Origin of the sequence: Planococcus notacanthi, assembly GCF_030407825.1 — a bacterium.
GTDB classification, from domain to species: Bacteria; Bacillota; Bacilli; order Bacillales_A; family Planococcaceae; genus Planococcus; species Planococcus notacanthi.
Window position 1 is genome coordinate 1,506,379 of record NZ_JASDCQ010000001.1, and the last position, 16,519, is coordinate 1,522,897.

At 46.5% G+C, this 16,519-nt stretch carries 16 protein-coding genes and 5 tRNA genes; 5 read left to right on the forward strand and 16 right to left on the reverse strand.

Features of this window, described 5'->3' with window-relative positions; genetic code table 11:
• Positions 1 to 169: 169 nt before the first annotated feature.
• Positions 170 to 1,759, forward strand: a complete 1,590-nt coding sequence (pckA, locus tag QMA01_RS07360; protein WP_290214628.1) for a phosphoenolpyruvate carboxykinase (ATP) — start codon at positions 170 to 172, stop codon at positions 1,757 to 1,759.
• 61 nt (positions 1,760 to 1,820) lie between these two features.
• Here the strand turns inward: pckA and QMA01_RS07365 are convergent, their stop codons facing one another.
• The 3 genes from QMA01_RS07365 to QMA01_RS07375 all read right to left on the reverse strand — a co-directional run bounded on the left by QMA01_RS07365 (position 1,821) and on the right by QMA01_RS07375 (position 3,555).
• The gene (locus QMA01_RS07365; RefSeq protein WP_290187050.1) at positions 1,821 to 2,603 is read right to left on the reverse strand and encodes an alpha/beta hydrolase family protein; all 783 of its coding nucleotides are present in this window, start codon (positions 2,601 to 2,603) and stop codon (positions 1,821 to 1,823) included.
• Positions 2,584 to 3,042, reverse strand: a complete 459-nt coding sequence (ytkD, locus tag QMA01_RS07370; RefSeq protein WP_290214629.1) for an RNA deprotection pyrophosphohydrolase — start codon at positions 3,040 to 3,042, stop codon at positions 2,584 to 2,586. The genes QMA01_RS07365 and ytkD overlap by 20 nt, the downstream gene beginning before the upstream one ends.
• 66 nt (positions 3,043 to 3,108) lie before the next feature.
• Entirely contained in the window at positions 3,109 to 3,555 is a 447-nt protein-coding gene (locus QMA01_RS07375) for a Dps family protein (protein ID WP_290214630.1), read from the reverse strand.
• Between the two features lie 107 nt (positions 3,556 to 3,662).
• Here QMA01_RS07375 and yidD point away from each other — a divergent pair, with 107 nt between their 5' ends.
• Together yidD and QMA01_RS07385 are read left to right on the forward strand one after the other, a co-directional pair.
• On the forward strand, positions 3,663 to 3,893 hold the full coding sequence (yidD, locus tag QMA01_RS07380; RefSeq protein ID WP_290214631.1) for a membrane protein insertion efficiency factor YidD: 231 nt from the start codon (positions 3,663 to 3,665) through the stop codon (positions 3,891 to 3,893).
• An 87-nt stretch (positions 3,894 to 3,980) separates the two neighbouring features.
• Positions 3,981 to 4,967: a metal ABC transporter solute-binding protein, Zn/Mn family gene (locus QMA01_RS07385; RefSeq protein ID WP_290214632.1), complete on the forward strand. Its 987-nt coding sequence runs from the start codon at positions 3,981 to 3,983 to the stop codon at positions 4,965 to 4,967.
• 79 nt (positions 4,968 to 5,046) lie between these two features.
• Here the strand turns inward: QMA01_RS07385 and QMA01_RS07390 are convergent, their stop codons facing one another.
• The 8 genes from QMA01_RS07390 to QMA01_RS07425 form a co-directional block, all read right to left on the reverse strand.
• The gene (locus QMA01_RS07390; RefSeq protein WP_290214633.1) at positions 5,047 to 5,715 is read right to left on the reverse strand and encodes an MOSC domain-containing protein; all 669 of its coding nucleotides are present in this window, start codon (positions 5,713 to 5,715) and stop codon (positions 5,047 to 5,049) included.
• Positions 5,716 to 5,776: 61 nt separating this feature from the next.
• A complete protein-coding gene (locus tag QMA01_RS07395; RefSeq protein WP_191716659.1) occupies positions 5,777 to 6,496 on the reverse strand; it encodes an AAA family ATPase in 720 nt (239 codons plus the stop codon).
• Between the two features lie 155 nt (positions 6,497 to 6,651).
• Positions 6,652 to 7,713 carry an o-succinylbenzoate synthase gene (menC, locus tag QMA01_RS07400; protein ID WP_290214635.1) on the reverse strand — a complete coding sequence of 354 codons (1,062 nt, stop codon included), beginning with the start codon at positions 7,711 to 7,713 and terminating at the stop codon, positions 6,652 to 6,654.
• On the reverse strand, positions 7,704 to 9,137 hold the full coding sequence (locus tag QMA01_RS07405) for an o-succinylbenzoate--CoA ligase (protein WP_290187076.1): 1,434 nt from the start codon (positions 9,135 to 9,137) through the stop codon (positions 7,704 to 7,706). Before QMA01_RS07405 ends, menC begins: the two co-directional genes overlap by 10 nt.
• 64 nt (positions 9,138 to 9,201) lie before the next feature.
• The gene (gene menB / locus QMA01_RS07410) at positions 9,202 to 10,020 is read right to left on the reverse strand and encodes a 1,4-dihydroxy-2-naphthoyl-CoA synthase (protein ID WP_191716657.1); all 819 of its coding nucleotides are present in this window, start codon (positions 10,018 to 10,020) and stop codon (positions 9,202 to 9,204) included.
• Complete coding sequence (menH, locus tag QMA01_RS07415) at positions 10,017 to 10,844, reverse strand: 2-succinyl-6-hydroxy-2,4-cyclohexadiene-1-carboxylate synthase (RefSeq protein WP_290214636.1); 828 nt, start codon at positions 10,842 to 10,844, stop codon at positions 10,017 to 10,019. Before menH ends, menB begins: the two co-directional genes overlap by 4 nt.
• On the reverse strand, positions 10,841 to 12,541 hold the full coding sequence (menD, locus tag QMA01_RS07420; protein WP_290214637.1) for a 2-succinyl-5-enolpyruvyl-6-hydroxy-3-cyclohexene-1-carboxylic-acid synthase: 1,701 nt from the start codon (positions 12,539 to 12,541) through the stop codon (positions 10,841 to 10,843). The genes menH and menD overlap by 4 nt, the downstream gene beginning before the upstream one ends.
• A complete protein-coding gene (locus tag QMA01_RS07425) occupies positions 12,528 to 13,919 on the reverse strand; it encodes an isochorismate synthase (RefSeq protein WP_203341249.1) in 1,392 nt (463 codons plus the stop codon). The genes menD and QMA01_RS07425 overlap by 14 nt, the downstream gene beginning before the upstream one ends.
• 170 nt (positions 13,920 to 14,089) lie before the next feature.
• Between QMA01_RS07425 and QMA01_RS07430 the strand changes: the two genes are divergently transcribed.
• Positions 14,090 to 15,001, forward strand: a complete 912-nt coding sequence (locus QMA01_RS07430; RefSeq protein ID WP_290214638.1) for a 1,4-dihydroxy-2-naphthoate polyprenyltransferase — start codon at positions 14,090 to 14,092, stop codon at positions 14,999 to 15,001.
• Positions 15,002 to 15,126: 125 nt separating this feature from the next.
• Positions 15,127 to 16,092 carry a DMT family transporter gene (locus QMA01_RS07435; RefSeq protein WP_290214659.1) on the forward strand — a complete coding sequence of 322 codons (966 nt, stop codon included), beginning with the start codon at positions 15,127 to 15,129 and terminating at the stop codon, positions 16,090 to 16,092.
• A gap of 12 nt (positions 16,093 to 16,104) precedes the next feature.
• On the opposite strand, the gene QMA01_RS07440 is transcribed toward QMA01_RS07435, so the two are convergent.
• From QMA01_RS07440 to QMA01_RS07460, 5 genes are all read right to left on the reverse strand, one after another.
• Positions 16,105 to 16,176 (reverse strand) — tRNA-Glu (locus QMA01_RS07440).
• A gap of 6 nt (positions 16,177 to 16,182) precedes the next feature.
• Positions 16,183 to 16,273 (reverse strand) — tRNA-Ser (locus QMA01_RS07445).
• A 4-nt stretch (positions 16,274 to 16,277) separates the two neighbouring features.
• A tRNA-Asn gene (locus tag QMA01_RS07450) sits at positions 16,278 to 16,352 on the reverse strand.
• A 1-nt stretch (position 16,353) separates the two neighbouring features.
• Positions 16,354 to 16,430, reverse strand: a tRNA-Ile gene (locus QMA01_RS07455).
• A gap of 14 nt (positions 16,431 to 16,444) precedes the next feature.
• A tRNA-Gly gene (locus QMA01_RS07460) sits at positions 16,445 to 16,518 on the reverse strand.
• Position 16,519: the final 1 nt, after the last annotated feature.

A 16,519-nucleotide genomic window follows, 5' to 3' on the forward strand; every position in this document is an offset into this window, starting at 1 on the left:
AGCAACGGCCTCCGTCCTTCCCAATCCCCTAATATAGAACCTTATTTCAATATTTTTTCAATTCTGCAGCGAATTAGTATAGACTAATGAACCTAATGTGTTATACTAATGAACGAATATACATCCTCCCCATCGCCATGGGAATAACAGAAAAGGAAGGTACATATATATGACTTCAGTGAACTTTGCAAACGATTTGAAGGATCTTTTAACTGGCCCAAATGTACATGTTCAATTATCAGTGCCACAATTAGTGGAAGCAGCAACATCCCGCGGAGAAGCGGTTTTGACACGGGAAGGCGCTGTTAAAGCGGAGACTGGGAAATACACAGGCCGCTCGCCGAAAGACAAATACATGGTCGAAGAAGAAAGTTCTAAAAACAAAGTCGACTGGGGCAATGTGAACCGTCCGATTTCCAGCGAAGTGTTCGAAAACCTGTACGCTAAAGTGCTTAAACACCTAAAAGAAAAAGATGCGCTATACGTATTCAAAGGATTCGCCGGAGCTGACCACGAATCCCGTGTACCGATCCAAACAATCAATGAATACGCGTGGCATAACCTGTTTGCCCACCAATTGTTCATCCGTCCGACGGCTGAAGAATTGAAAACGCATGAAGCTGAATTCACTGTAGTCTATGCTCCTACATTCATGGCAGACCCTGCAGTTGATGGGACCGCTTCTGAAACATTCATCATTGTATCGATGGAACAACGCATCATTTTGATCGGGGGTACTGAATACGCCGGCGAAATGAAGAAGTCCATCTTCTCAATCATGAACTACTTATTGCCTGAAAAAGGCATTCTTCCTATGCACTGTTCAGCGAACGTTGGCCAAGACGGCGATGTGACTTTGTTCTTCGGCTTGTCCGGTACAGGCAAAACGACTTTGTCAGCTGATGGAGACCGTAAATTGGTCGGTGATGACGAGCATGGCTGGTCCGATAATGGCGTCTTCAATATCGAAGGCGGCTGCTATGCCAAAACCATCAACTTGTCACGCGAAAACGAACCACAAATCTACGACGCCATCCGTTTTGGTTCTGTCCTTGAAAACGTGGTAGTGGATCCGGATACACGCATCCCTGACTACAACGATGGTTCATTGACTGAAAATACACGTGCTGCTTACCCAATGCAGGCAATCGATAATATTGTAGACCCTTCAATTGCTGGACATCCGAAAACGATCGTCTTCTTGACAGCAGATGCATTCGGCGTCTTGCCTCCAATCAGCAAGTTGACGAAAGAACAGGCGATGTACCATTTCCTAAGCGGCTATACATCAAAATTGGCTGGTACAGAACGCGGCATTACATCTCCTGAAGCAACATTCTCTACTTGCTTCGGTTCACCATTCCTGCCGTTGCACGCAACGGTCTATGCAGAAATGCTCGGCAATAAAATCGATGAGCACAGCGTTCAAGTCTTCCTTGTCAACACAGGTTGGACTGGCGGCGTCTACGGAGTCGGCAGCCGCATGAAGCTTTCTTACACGCGTACAATGGTTCGCGCTGCCATCAAAGGCGAGTTGAACAACGTACCGACCGAAAAAGAAGCGATCTTCGGCCTCGAGATTCCTGTAGAAGTACCAGGAGTGCCGACAGAAGTATTGAACCCACGCAATGCATGGGCAGACAAAGAAGCTTATGACCAGAAAGCAACGGAATTGGCACAGAAATTCCAAGAGAACTTCCAAAAGTTCGGTACTGTCGCACCGGAAATTACTACACTCGGCGGACCACTTCAAAAATAAGCATATGTTAAAAAAACGTTCGGAGAAATCCGAACGGTTTTTTTGTTTGGATTCAGTTAAATCATTTTTTTTCTTGTTCACCCATCCACTTACAGACTGCTTGTACTGTTTGGCGATTTGCTGCCGGCGGAAAAAAATGTGTGTAATCCGGAAAATACCAGGTTTCGTGCGTCTGCCCATTCAGCTTTAATGCTTCTTCCAACAGAAAAGCTTGAGCCGGATAGACGTTTTCATCCTTCAGGCCATGAATGATCAAAAAAGGGGCTGCACTTTCCTCGATCCGCAACAAGGGATTGCGTTCTTCGTATTCAGCCAATGCTGTGTTGGGCGTCCCGCCATAGAGCCGTTTCATCATGCGCCGCATGTCCGGCCGCTCTTTATATGTCAGTACTGTATCTGTTACACCCGCCCACGTAACGACAGATGCAATATCCGGGCGAAGGATTGCCGTCCATAAAGCCATGATGCCGCCTCTTGAAAACGCCAGCAGATGCACGTTTTCGTTGCTGTAGTGCTTCAGGACATCGACTGCATGGACCGCATCCCACCGGTCTGCCCCCGCAAATTCATCACGGCCTTCACCACCCCGGTTGCCTCTGTAATAAGGCGCAAACACGACAAAGCCCTGTGCCGCAAATTGGGCGATCCGAGCAGGGCGCACCATTCCGATCGACTGGATGCCACCCCTTAAATACAAAATGCCGCTATAGTTTCCGGGCTCCTTAGGCTCTGCCAGCATGCCTTTTACCCTTAATCCTTCCGACCAATAAATAATTTCCGTCAAACGGACATGAGGATTCGGTGATGGATAAGGTTTCTTTTTATCAATCATTCCATTTTCCAAGCTGCTTCACCTTCTCTATTATTGTCTTCATTCCTTCGTCTTTCATCAAAAAACTGTAGCTGTCGTCCAACTCCAAATTTCCTGATAACACGATTCCTTGCGTTTCAAGAAGCGTGATCCGATCAATTTTTTCGATTTCCCCTGTAAAGACCGTTTTGCAAAAAGGAATTTCCGAAAAAACCACGTATTCTGCAAACCATTCTAGGTCCTTCAGATGAGCGCCCGTTTCTTCATAAACTTCCCTCATCGCCGCCTCCTGTAAACTTTCACCCGCTTCTACTTTGCCTCCGGGAAATTCCAGTCCGCGCTCATTATGCCGTGTCAATAGCCATTGCCCTTTGTAACGGCTGATCACCAACACATGCCTGCTCTCAATTGAGAAGCTGTTTTCTTCGAATGATAATTGACATAAATAGCCGTTTAAATCTGTATACTGCATTTTTTCACCCCGATGCCATAGGAAAAGCGTACACTAGAATTCAGTGTACGCTTGTATAGTTCTATTTTACTTCTTTTCACCCAGGAATGCTGATAACATCCAAGAATGTTTTTCGAGGTTCTGGTGAATAGCATTCAGCATATCTTCTGTCATGTCGTCGCCGTCTTTAGCCGCCAATTCCATGCCTTTTTTCAAAGATTTCATGATTTTGTCGTAGTCACTGACAACGGTATCAACCATTTCTTCGGCTGTTTCTTTTTTGTTTGCTTCTTCAATAACGGACAGCTCAAGCTGCTCTTTCATTGTAGCGACCGGTTTTCCGCCCAATGCCAGCAAGCGCTCAGCGATTTCATCCATATGAAGGGTTGCTTCGTTATACAATTCTTCAAATTTTACATGTAGAGTAAAGAACGAAGGCCCTTTAACGTACCAATGAAAATTATGTAATTTTGTATAAGCTACAGACCATGTAGCCACCTGTACGTTTAATTCGTGGTTTAATTCGTTTGACATTTCCAATCACACTCCAGTTAGTTTGATAAGTTCTTATACTTTATTTATACCTCTTATGCCCCTACAATAAACATATAAAGAACTTACCCGAAAAGAGCTGAACAATCATGAAGACGGTTTTACTGAATATTTTCCGCTTCTACCAGCGGTTCATCTCGCCATTGTCTCCACCAAGCTGCCGTTTCTATCCGACCTGTTCCCATTATGGCATCGAAGCGGTCGAGAAGCACGGCGCATTGAAAGGCGGATATTTGGCAGCAAAACGCATTTTGAGCTGTCACCCTTTCCATAAAGGCGGGATTGATTTTGTCCCGGAAGAATGGCCACCAAAAAAATAATTGGTGGTTTTTCTTGTGTTTTTAAAGAGCTTCCTGTAATATTCAAATAGTCATTAAAACGTAATCGTTACATTTTGGAGGTTGAATATGAAAAAGATTCTATTATTGGTATCCTTGATTTTGTTATTGGCAGCTTGTGGAAAGACAAGTGAAGAAGCACAAAGCGTGGATGGAGATCCGGAAAAGCTGCAGGTGTACACAACAGTTTATCCCCTGACTTATTTCACTGAGCGCATTGCTGGAGATTTGGTCGATGTCCGATCAATCTATCCGGCAGGTTCAAATGAACATACTTTTGAACCTACACAGCAAGAGATGATCAAGTTGGCAGATGCTGATTTGATGTTTTCAATCGGTCTGGGGCTGGAAGGATTTATCGACAGCGCCAAACAAACTTTACAGAATGAAAACGTCGAATTCGTTGCCACAGCCGATCAGATTTCAGATGAAGACCTGGAAGCAGCTCTCGGCCATAAAGAAGAGGAACACAAAGAAGAGCATGACGAAGCACATGCCGAAGAAGCGGAAAGCCACGATGGCCATGATCACGGTTCTACTGACCCACATGTCTGGATGTCTCCGGTGCTTAGCGAGAAACTGGCGGAATCCATCAAGGTTTCGTTGACACAGGCTGATCCGGAAAATGCAGAAGTTTACGAAAGCAATTATACGGAACTGGTTGCGGAGTTAGAGACTTTGGATCGATCCTTCGAAGCTTTGTCTGAACGTGTCAGCAAAGATACTTTCTTCGTCTCTCACGCGGCTTTCAGCTACCTTTCTGAACCTTATGGCTTTGAACAAGTTGCGATTGCAGGATTGAACAGCCAGGATGAACCATCGCAAAAAGAGTTGACCAAAATCGTCGATTTGGCGAAAGAAAAAGACGTTCAGTACATTGTCTTCGAACAAAATGTTTCTTCCAATTTGACGGAAGTCATTCAAAACGAAGTAGGTGCAGAAGCGATTCAAATGCATAATCTCGGTGTATTGACACAGGAGGATATCGACAACGAAGAAACTTACTTCACCTTAATGGAAAAAAATCTGCAGGTACTGGAAACAATTCTGAAATAAAAAAGGTACACCAATCCATTAAAAAGCACGGCAGCTGAAATTTCGCTGCCGTGCTTTTTGATGGGAAAGAAAAGGTATGCTACTTTCCAGAAGTCAGCTTAATCAACCGCTTTGTCAGAAATTGCCGCCATTCATCTGCAAGTTCTTCCGCTTCAAGCACTTTGACGATGCCATCAACATCTTTCGGGCGATGGAAATTGATTTCATTGGCATAGAGAACCGATACTTGTTGAGGATCTTTCGATACTAAACGGATGGTTGAATGGGCTCTGATTGTCCCTTCTTCCAAGACTCGGCATAAATATCCTGTATAGCCTGTCTTAACCATGTCTTTCAGCAGCGGCTTCATATCGAGCCGCTTGTCGATTGTATGGCAAGGAACTCTACCCTGCGTCACTTGAATAATGGCTTCTCCCACCTGAAAAATATCGCCAATGCAGACATCCTGCTCCAGCATATTCGTTACTGTCAGGTTTTCTCCAAAAGCAGCGTGGGGCAATTGTGTGCCGAAATGGCTGTTCCAGTAATCATAATGTTCATAAGGATAAATGCAGACAGCGCGATCCGGTCCCCCATGGTGCTTCAGGTCCGCCACGCCATCTCCCTCGAAACCATCTTTGGTTAAATATACTTTTTCCACCTGTTTTTTTCGTATAGCCGTTTCCATAGTTTTGCCGTCTCCATAGACCATCTTTTCCGGCATGCCGACAGCAAGATTTTTTATGGCTGCTCTCTCCGAATTTGTCACATTCACCCCACCTTTTGTTTATACTAATGATTCTCATTTTCTTCCATTGTACAACGGCTTGTCAATCCTCCAAAATCTCTTTCAAAAACTTTTCCCGATGGTCCAGAAAATATTTAGTGATTCGGTAATGGTCTGTCATTTCATAATCGATTTCTTCAATGGAGCCGCCATCAAAGCTCAAGATTTTGGCATCCGGATAGCCAAGAAGAATAGGCGAATGGGTCGCGATGATGAACTGGCAATTTTCCTCATCAATCAAATCCTTCAATATTCGCAGAAACGTCAATTGCCGCTGCGGCGATAATGCTGCCTCGGGCTCGTCCAGCAAATACAGGGCACGGCCGTTAAAACGGTTCAAGAACAAAGACAGGAATGATTCACCGTGTGATTGTTCGTGCAAGGAACGGCCTCCATACGATTGGAACCCATCCCCGTCGATTTCTTCAAGATGTGTGGCAAAGTTGTAAAACGATTCCGCACGCATAAAGAACCCATTCGTGACTTTCGGCATCCAGGAAAGCCGGATATAGTCGCCCAATGCCGATTCAGCGGCATGGACTTCATAGGTATTATTGCGGCCTCCTCCAGCTGTATTAAAACCACATTTATCCGCTATGGCCTCGAGCAATGTAGACTTGCCCGAGCCATTCTCCCCTACAAAAAAAGTAATTGGATTGCTCAAATCCAGTTGATCCATAGTGCCGATCGAAGGAACAGTAAAAGGATACTGTCCATAATCGTCGATTTCTTCTTTCAATAAACTGATTCGATTCAAAAACATGGATGCACCTCCCTGGCTTCTTCCCTCAGATCTTTAAAAGAATGATCACAACCGCTAATTATTCATTACTGTTAATTTTTATTCATTGTCTCATATTATTTCCCAACTGCAAACAAAAATTCCACCTGATAAAAAAGGTCTGAACCATAATTGATTCAGACCACTGTATAACCGATTCCCGGTTGATCGCTCAAAACGATTTCGCCATTTTCTACTATGATTTCAGGCTCGATGATATCTTTCTCCCAGAAATGTCCGGAAGCTGAAAAATCACCAGGGTAGATGATTCCCGGCAACGATGCCAAAGCCAGATTATGGGCTTTGGAAACGCCGAATTCAATCATTCCCCCGACCCAGGTACCGATGGAATGGGTCCGGCACAGTTCGATCACTTTTAATGTTTCTGTCCATCCCCCAAGCCGGCTCATTTTCAAGACGATAATGTCGCCGGCTTCTCGGTCAATCATTTCCTGCATATCTTCCACAGAGGCAATACTTTCATCCAAACAGATCTTCGTGTCCAGCTCTTTTTTCGCCTGTGCATGCAACTCCCATTGCCGTTCGCCAAAAGGCTGTTCAATCAGCGTAAAGCCGATATCGTCGAATGTTTTCAATCGTTCAACACTGTGTGTCTGGAAACTGCCATTGGCATCTGCAAAAAACAGGATTTCCGGGTAGGCGGCAACAATCGTTTTCAATAAAGTACGATCTGTTTCAGGGTGTATCTTTATTTTTATTCGCCGGTAACCGGAGTTCACAGCCTGTGCCACCTGCTCTGCTATTTTTGAAGGGTCCGCAGCTACAACCACGCCTGCTGGAATCGCTTGCCGGGAACCTCCAACAAACTTCCACAATGATTGTTGGTCCACTTTGGCGAACAAATCCCATACCGCCATTTCAACCGCCGCTTTGGCCATCCGGTTGCCTTTGACAGTTTGGAACAACTCCCAAACTTCGTTTGGATGGCTGATGGTTTTACCGTCAAGAAGCGGCAGCAACGAATGCACCAATACAAAACGGCAGCCGGTAATCGTCTCTTCTGTATACCAGGGCGTTTCGAAAGCCACGCATTCCCCGTAGCCGACATGCCCTTTATCACCGGTCACCGACACAATGATCACTTCACGCTCTTCCACTTGCTGCAGCACCGTTTTAAACGGTTTCCGCAGCGGTTGCCGCACCGTTTCCAACTGGATGTCCCGGATGGTTACAGCCATGTTCTCAACTCTCTTCTCAAAAGCTTGTTGGAGGCATTGCGGGGCAGCTCCTCAACAAACAGCAGCTGCTTTGGCACTTTATAAGAAGCGATCTGCTCGCGGCAATACACCAACAGCTCATCCGCCGTCGCTTCTTTGTTCAACACCACGAACGCTACGGGAACTTCTCCCCATTTATCACTCGGCCCACCGCATACACCGGCTTCACGGACAGCGGGATGGGCCAGCAACACTTTTTCAATTTCAGCGGGATAGACATTTTCCCCACCTGAAACAATCAGGTCTGAACGGCGATCCACCACAAATAAAAACCCTTCATTATCTAAATAACCGATGTCCCCGGTATGGAGCCAGCCGTCTTCCTGAACTTTCCGTTCAGCAAATTTGCCGATGTATCCAGGCGTGACTTGAGGACCGTGAATAAGGATTTCGCCTTTTTCTCCCGGTTCCTCTGTGCCATCAATTTTCACTTGATATAAAAACAGCGGTTTGCCGGAAGAGCCGATTTTTCGTTCGGCATCCGCTGATTGCAAAGTGGTAGTCTGAGAAGATGTTTCCGTCATGCCGTATGTCTGCAGCACCGGAATTCCACATTTTTCTGCGCGATTGATGTAGGCGACCGGAATCGGTCCTCCTCCTGCAAGAATCGCTTTGAAACGGGGAGAAGCCGGCATTGCGGCTTCTTCCACATTTGCCAGAATACGCTCCAGCATCACCCCGACCATGGACATGTACGTCACCGTGCCGTTGCAGATTTCCTCTGCACTGCGCTGGGCATCGAATTTTTCATACAACCGCACTCCCATACCGTAGATTAGCGATCTCATGAGAATCGAAAAACCGCTGATGTGGAACAGCGGGACTGAACAAAGCCAGACATCTTCAGGGGCAATTCCTATATTAAGCGCTGATGAAACTGCACTGGAGAAATGATTCTCGGCTGTCTGACGGACTCCTTTCGGGTTCCCAGTAGTACCCGAGGTATACATGATCGAAATGGTGCGGTCCTGTTGCCATTGTTTTTGCGGTTCGAATGCTGCCGGTTCCGTTTCATCCAATTGGCTGAACAAAATCACATTGGCTGCGTCTATTTTCTCCTTCAGGACATCAACCACCAATACATAATTTACCTGGGCATCTTCAATTTGATAGGCCAGTTCAGCTTTCGCCAAACGCTCATTCAACATGACCATCTCACAGCCTAAATGAAGGCAACCGTACATGACAAAAACAAAATCAGGATTGGACTTGGCAAGGATCGCTACACGCGAATCGGCTTTAACGCCAAGTGCTGACAATTTGCCGGCATAAACAAGCGCCAGATCATTGATTTCTGAAAATGTCCATTGCCGCTCCTCGAATGACAAGGCCATACGGTCTCCACTCAAATAACTCCGCTGGCTCAACCAGTTCGGATACGTCATTTTAAAAAATCCTTTCTTCAAAAAAAGCTGTCCCCTGAGAGGACAGCTTTCAATTATTCGGTGATCAAGGGAAACGTGGGAATTGGCCAAAGTCCGGTTTGCGTTTTTCTTTGAACGCATCGCGGCCTTCTTTTGCTTCATCCGTTGTGTAGTACAACAATGTCGCGTCTCCAGCCATCTGCTGCAATCCGGCAAGGCCATCTGTATCTGCATTCATTGCCGCTTTAACGAAACGAAGAGCAGTTGGGCTCATTTCAAGCATTTCCTGGCACCATTGAACGGTCTCGTCTTCCAGCTGGTCCAGAGGAACCACTGTGTTGACTAAGCCCATATCCAATGCTTCCTGCGCATCGTATTGACGGCATAGGTACCAGATTTCACGTGCTTTCTTGTGTCCGATGATGCGTGCCAAGTAACCCGAACCATAGCCGGCATCAAATGAACCAACGCGCGGGCCAGTTTGGCCGAAACGTGCGTTATCAGCTGCGATCGTCAAGTCACATACTACGTGAAGGACATGTCCGCCGCCGATTGCATATCCTGCAACCATTGCGATGACCGGTTTTGGAATAACACGGATCAAACGCTGAAGGTCCAAGACGTTCAAACGCGGAATTTCATCTTCCCCTACATAGCCGCCATGTCCGCGTACGGATTGGTCTCCGCCTGAACAGAAAGCTTTTTCGCCTTCTCCTGTCAAAATGATGACGCCGACATCTGAATTATCACGTGCACGTGAAAATGCATCGATCAATTCGTGAACCGTTTTTGGACGGAATGCATTGCGCACTTCCGGACGGTTGATGGTAATTTTAGCAATACCATTAAAAATTTCATACTTGATATCTTCATATGTACGTTCTGTAATCCACTCGCGTGTCATGATTTTCCTCCTTGATAGTTCAAACTTGAATACTCCCTTACTATTGTAGCAAATTCAGCAGGTTTTTCCACATGTATTGCATGCCCGCCTTCAATAGTTTTATGAACAGCATCCGGCAGCAGCTCAGCCATCTCTTCGGCGATTGCTCTAAACTTCCCATCCAATTGCCCTGTCACCAATAAAACCGGTGTTTCTAAGTTCTTCAGCAACTCCCAGTAAGATTCCTGCGCACCTGTGCCCATCCCTTTCAAACTGTTTGCAAGGCCAATGGGATTCTGTGCCAACCTTTCTTCCCGGATAGCTTGTTTCACCGGCTCAGAGAGGGATTTCTGGCTGTTGAACAACGGAATGTTTTCCCAATGGTCAACAAAATTCGTTATTCCACCGGCAGCAATCCGCTGCGCCAGTCCTTCATCACGGGTCTGCCGTTCTTGCTGTTCTTCATCAGTCCGAAGCCCCGGAGACGCACTTTCCAATACCAATCCTTTAAGGCGTTCCGGAAAATTGCAGGCATAAGCAAGTGCGGTGCGTCCGCCCATCGAATAGCCGATAAGCGTCAATCCCTCCAAACCCAATTGGGCGAACAACGCATCCAGGTCTTCCACCTGCCGTTGCATTCGATAATGCTCGATCTCTTCCGGACAATCCGTTTCGCCGTGGCCAATCAAGTCGATCAGAACGATTTTCACATCGTTCCATCCTTCAATGACCGGCTGCCAGCTTTTTGTGCTGCCGGTAAAGCCATGCAAAAAGACAATCGTTTCCTGTTGGTCGGCATTGATTACCTCCACATGGTAGCTTACTCCATTAACGTCCAGTTTCATTGTGTTGCCAGCTCCTCATTAAAGCGGCTCCATAATTTGCGGTGCGTCACAACATTGTGCTGTCGGTCCGTAAACACTTCAATGATTTTTACGGCTTTATTTTTCGGCTGGTCCAATGCTTTTGCCAATTGCTCAGCCGTTTCCACCGCTGCATACTGTGCATCGTACATTTTCGCAACATCACCAAAAGTCAGTCCTGTCGGCGTTCCGAACAAATCCTCAAAATGACGTTCTTCCTGAGACTGAGGCAAATAGGAGAAGATGCCCCCACCATCGTTGTTCATGATGACAATAGTCAGATCCGTTTTCTGCATTTTGGACGCAATCAGCCCATTCATATCATGCAGAAATGATAAATCACCGATAAACAGATAAGCCGGCCGCTGTTTCGCAGCCTGAACCCCGAATGCTGTTGAGACCACGCCGTCAATGCCGTTTGCTCCCCGGTTTGCAAACACCATAACATCCCGCTCTGTCGCTTTAAAAAACGTATCGACGTCACGGATGGGCATGCTGCTGCCGACAATCAGATCGCAAGCTTCCAATCTGTCAAAAAATACTTTGGCCAAGACACCTTCGTCCAATTCTTCCTGGCAGTGGCGCTCGACAACTTCCCAGTAAAGGGCGGATGCTGCTGTCCATTTTTCACGGTAAGAGTTGGCATTTCCAGTGTCCATAGGCATTTTCCATAAACTATTCGCCGATGCCTGGATATGGTGCGTCACCACGGATTGGGCATCCCGCAACATGGGGCTTTCGTCAAAGACAATGTACTTTTCCGGTTTTGCTGCAGCTAAGAACAAAGTCAATGGCTTTGAAACCGGCTGCGGTCCGACGCGGATGACCACTTCAGGCACCACGTCTTCTTTAAATGCTTCACTTTTCAATAAAGCGTCGTAAGAATCGATAAAAAAGTGTCTTGCTTCCGCAGGCACATTGCCCCGCAGATTCGACAGCGGATCCGCCAATACCGGCCAACCGAGATTTTGAATAAAGCCCCAGAATTCCTCCGGCATCGGTGCAGTCATTTCGCCGACAATCAGCAAGCCTTTTTCTTTTTTCACAAGGTCCTGCAGAAATGCCTGGCTATCAGCACTCAATGACATCTCACCGCCAAAATGAGCAATTTCACCAAGGCTTTCATACGCCTGTTCGAAATCAATACGCAATGGTTCGCGGAAAGGCACATTGATATGTACCGGGCCTTTTGGTTCGCTGCTGGCATTTCGGACAGAACGATGCAGATGGCGGGATAGGAACGCCAATTGATTTTCCGTTTCCGGCAATGGCAGATCCGTCGCCCATTTCACATGTGAGCCAAATAAATTAATTTGATTGATTGCTTGAGGAGCCCCTACTTCCCGCAGTTCATGCGGACGATCTGCCGTTACGACAATCAATGGAACCCGTGCATAATAGGCTTCGACGATTGCAGGAAAATAATTTGCTGCCGCCGTTCCGGATGTACATAACAACATCACCGGTTTGCCGGAAGCCTTCGCCATGCCCAGTGCAAAATAAGCTGCTGAACGTTCATCAATCTGCCGATAGACTGTCATCCCTTCCTGCTTCATACAGGCATAGGCAAGCGGCGTTGAACGGGATCCCGGACTGATAACCGCGTCCGTCACTCCCTGCTCGACCAGCGAATGGGTAAATGCGGATACGTACTCTGTTAATGCTTCACGACTCGTCACTCAATTGACCTCCCAATGCCCGAAGCATCGGTCTGAATTTAACCCATGTCTCGTCATACTCTGATTGCGGTGTAGAATCGGCTACAATTCCGCCTCCCGCATATAAATAAGCCTCTTTTCCATCCAATAAAGCCGAACGGATGGCAACAGCGAATTCACCGTCTCCTTTAGCGTCAATCCAGCCGACGGGCGCTGCATAATAGCCGCGGTTCAATGCCTCATACTCCCGGATCATCTCCATAGCTTCCAGTTTAGGCTCTCCACCAAGTGCTGGCGTCGGGTGGAGGGCTTCCACCAAATCAAACAAAGTAGCACCTGGATTTAAATTACCTTCCACCGGTGTATATAAGTGCTGGATATCCCTGATCTTCATCAATTTCGGCAGTTTAGGGACACTTGCCTGACTGCAATAAGCTTCAAAAACCTCAGAAATCATATTGACCACGTATTGGTGTTCTCCACGGTTTTTGGGATCTGCCAGCAAAGCATTTCCCAGTTCCGTATCTTTCTCGACAGTTTTCCCGCGAGGCGTAGAGCCCGCCAAACAAGTGGAAAGTGCTTTTTTGTCTTCCACTTTCACTAGCCGTTCCGGTGTGGCCCCAAAGAAAAACTGCTCTTCTGCTTCAAGCCCGAAGAGGAAACTTTCGGGTTGTTCGTTGGATACCTGGTACAAGGCAGCCGTCGGCGAAAGTTTTTCATCGAACTCCAGCTTCAACGCACGTGCGATAACGACTTTCTCCACCTCTTCAGCTTTGATGGTGTCGGTGACTTGTTGAATGGAATGCAGGTATTCCTCTTTTCTCAATTCCAGATGGCCAATTGCCTGTGGCTTATCGTATTTGTCCACTTCGGATACTTGAGCTGCATGAATCAACTTGTCGCGCTCTTTGCGCAATGCCTCAAATTCGGCAAAGCTCTCTTGTTGTTCAGTGATCAGATGAATGCTGACGTAAGCCTGCTCGCCTTTTAAAATAAGCTGGAAAGTCGGCACAGCGAAATAAGCTTGCGGGAAATTTGTCCATTCACTTTCCTTATCGTTTAACGGATCAAATGAAAATCCTCCAAACAGCACTGGCTGTACAGCATGCTCTTCATTGACGATTTGCCGGCATAAGCTCTTCCAATCAACTTTGATATTCTGAAACCGGCCTTGTGCCGCATCTGATGTCAAAACGTGGGCATGCCCGAGTCCAACAAGCGTAAAGGTCTTTTCACGATTTTGCCAATACATGCGCTTTCCTGCATGGCCGTCTCTGCCCGCTTCAAAAAAAGCTAACGCGGACATGCGGGTTACTTCGATTGTTTCCGTATAAAAGCGGTAGCCTTCGTAACGGCTTTCCGCAAATTGCTGGGTCGATGAATACGATTCTGAATTCACCTGATTACCTCCGTTTTAAACAATAGTTTAGTTTATTTCATTCAGTATTCTACTTTTTAATCTCTATCCTCTATCATACTCTTTTCTGCTAAAATCAGCACATCATATGCTGTATTTGCCTCTATTTTGAAGTACAATGAAGAGTGGAAAGAATTAAAGGAGAGATATACATGACACATTCACTACAGGCAGACAGCGGATGGCGCGTCTGGTGGCAGTTAACCCGTCCCCATACCTTAACCGCTTCCTTCGCTCCCGTTTTTCTGGGAACGATGATTGCTTTGCATTATTCTACGATCAACTGGACTTTATTTTTAGCTATGCTGATCGCAAGTTTATTGATTCAGGCAGCTACGAATATGTTCAATGAGTATTACGATTTCGCCCGTGGCTTAGATAACGAGAAATCTGTCGGCATCGGCGGCGCAATCGTACGGAACGGCGTCAAACCCAAAACCGTTCTGATGTTGGCGTTGTTGCTTTACGTGATAGCCGGTGCAATCGGAATCTATATTTGTTCACAGACTACTTGGTGGCTATTAGTCGTAGGCGGAGTGGCAATGATGATCGGCTACCTTTATACAGGCGGACCTTATCCGATTGCCTATACCCCTTTCGGAGAACTCTTTTCCGGAGTCGTCATGGGCTACTTGATCGTCATCATCGCCTTCTATATTCAAACAGGCACCGTGACACTGGAAGCATCTTTGCTTGCTGTTCCGAGTACTTTGTTGGTGGCAGCTATCATGATGTCCAATAATATCCGTGACATTGTGGGAGATGAAGAAAGCGGCCGCAAGACGCTGGCGATTTTAGTTAGAAGACCGGCAGCAGTCAATATTCTGATGTTATTCTTTATTATTGCTTATGCATGGATTGTCATCCTAGTTATTTCAGGGACATTGACACCCTGGGCTTTACTGGTTTTTCTGAGCGTCCTCAAACCGGTTAAAGTTGTGCAGATCTTTAAACGCTATACGGAACCGTTACAAGTAATGCCGGCTATGAAGGATACAGGTAAAACAAATACATTTTTCGCATTTTTGCTGGGCATCGGTTTATTGATTGACTACCTACTATAATAGAAGGCTCAAAAGGGATTTCTTCGGAGATCCCTTTTTGTGTTTAAATTACACTTTGAAAAATCGATAGCCATACGATATAGTAGATAGATAATTCAGGAGATTCTAGTTTGGAGGGGAAGAAGCTGAAACCTGTCATTATCGGCATTTGCGCCGCATTTTTCTTCGCCTTTACGTTTGTATTGAACGCTATCATGGAAGCCGGCGGAGGCAGCTGGATTTGGAGTGCTTCTCTCCGCTTTATTTTTATGGTTCCTTTTTTGTTGGTTATTGTTCTTATGCGAGGCAATTTGAAACAATTGCTGCTGGAAATGAACAAAAATAAAAGAGCATGGGCGCTCTGGAGTTTTGTCGGATTTGGGTTGTTCTATGCCCCACTGTGTTTTGCCGCTGCCTATTCGCCGGGATGGCTAATAGCCGGTACATGGCAAATCACCATAATAGCAGGTACGCTGCTGGCTCCACTTTTTCTAATTACTCTATATACAAATAAAGGGCCCCTTCAAGTCAGAGGCCAAATCCCCATTAAGGGATTGCTGGTATCACTTATCATCGTGGCCGGTGTCAGCCTGATGCAATTGGAACACATAGCTTCTGTTTCCTCAGCTTCAATATGGTTCGGTTTTCTTCCAGTTATACTCGCTGCTTTTGCCTATCCATTAGGAAATAGAAAGATGATGGAAGTGTGCGATGGCAGACTGGACGCTTATCAAAGAGTACTGGGAATGGCATTAGCGAGCCTTCCTTTTTGGTTTTTGCTGTCACTCTATGGCCTGTTTACAGTTGGTGGACCGACGGGATCGCAAAGCATCCAAACACTGGTCGTGGCAATCAGTTCAGGAGTCATTGCCACCGTACTGTTTTTTAAAGCAACGGATCTGGTCAGAGGGAATATGCAAAAGTTGGCCGCAGTGGAAGCTACCCAATCTATGGAAGTTGTATTTGCCTTAATAGGGGAAATCCTTTTCTTGTCAATTGCATGGCCTTCTGCATTATCCTGGTGCGGCATCGTACTCGTCATGCTTGGGATGACGGTCCACAGCTACATTTCTGGACAAAAGAAAAAAAGTGTCATGCAACTGAATGCATGACACTTTTTATGATGACCCCTACGGGATTCGAACCCGTGTTACCGCCGTGAAAGGGCGGTGTCTTAACCGCTTGACCAAGGGGCCATATACTGGCGGAGAAGGAGGGATTTGAACCCTCGCGCCGGTTGCCCGACCTACACCCTTAGCAGGGGCGCCTCTTCAGCCACTTGAGTACTTCCCCAGTATGGCTCCGAAGGTAGGACTCGAACCTACGACCATCGCATTAACAGTGCGGTGCTCTACCACTGAGCTACTTCGGAATGGTGGGCCTAAATGGACTCGAACCATCGACCTCACGCTTATCAGGCGTGCGCTCTAACCAGCTGAGCTATAGGCCCATATGTATATAAAATGGAGCGGGTGAAGGGAATCGAACCCTCATCATCAGCTTGGAAGGCTGAGGTTTTACCACTAAACTACACCCGCA